At 59.2% G+C, this 1,164-nt stretch carries 1 protein-coding gene; it reads left to right on the top strand.

The window, feature by feature from the left end; genetic code table 11:
• A partial coding sequence (locus AC1D1P_RS23835) for a D-2-hydroxyacid dehydrogenase family protein (RefSeq protein WP_477674717.1) occupies positions 1–925 on the top strand: 925 nt, incomplete at its 5' end.
• Between the last annotated feature and the right edge of the window lie 239 nt (positions 926–1,164).

Below are 1,164 nucleotides of genomic sequence, written 5' to 3'. Positions count from 1 at the left end.
GGTCTATACCAACACCGTTAAAGGCATCGGCCAGCTGTCCGTCCGCCTCAAGGATGCCGATGTCATCGTCCTGATCCGGGAGAGAACCCAGCTCAACCGGCAAGTTATTGAAAAGCTGCCCAAACTCAAGCTGATTGCCCAGACAGGCCGTGTCGGAAGCCATATAGATGTCGCGGCTTGCACAGAACGCGGCATCGCGGTTGCCGAGGGCATTGGGTCTCCTACGGCACCCGCGGAGCTGACCTGGGCACTGGTAATGACCGCCATGCGCCGCATTCCGCACTATGTAGCCCACTTGAAGCATGGCGCCTGGCAGCAGGCAGGGCTCAAGTCAGCTTCGATGCCACCCAACTTCGGCATTGGCTCCGTCCTCAAGGGCAAGACATTGGGGGTATGGAGCTACGGGAAGATCGGGCAAATTGTGGCTGGCTACGGCAGGGCCTTTGGTATGCGTGTCGTGATATGGGGCCGCGACGCATCACTGGAGCGGGCACAGGCCGATGGCTTTGAAGTCGCGGCCAGCAAAGCCGAATTCTTTGAGCAAAGCGATGTACTGAGCCTTCACCTGCGGCTCAACGCAGAGACACGCGGTATCGTCACGCTGGAAGACCTGTCGCGCATGAAAACCACGTCCCTGCTGGTGAATACGTCAAGGGCGGAGCTGATCGAACCGGAAGCATTGATCGCCTCCCTCAATCGCGGGCGGCCCGGCCTGGCGGCCATCGATGTTTTTGAGTCGGAGCCCATCCTGCAAGGCCATGCGCTGCTCCGCCTGGAAAACTGCATTTGCACGCCGCATATTGGCTATGTTGAACAGGACAGCTATGAGCTGTACTTTGGCGCGGCGTTTGACAACGTCGTCAACTTCATCAAGGGCACGCCCACCAATATCGTCAACCCGGGGGCCTTGCAAGTACGGCGCTGATGTGACACGCGCAGCCTGATCAAGTGCGCGTAAACCCGGGATTCCCGGCGAGCCAGGCTCAAACTTCGCTCAAGTTTTCTGCGTCGGCCCCGAAGAATCCGGAAAGTCGAGGTCAAACTCGATGAGATTGTTGGCAGCGGATTGCGGCGGCTGCGCACCTGCATCGATTGATGGAAACGGGGCCAGGTCCGCCCCCTCGCCTGCACTCAAATCAATATCAAGACCAAGCCGGGGGGAAG

The sequence above is a fragment of the Polaromonas sp. P1_E1_2 genome (assembly GCF_056406035.1).
This window is presented reverse-complemented; position numbering and strand designations above follow the sequence as displayed.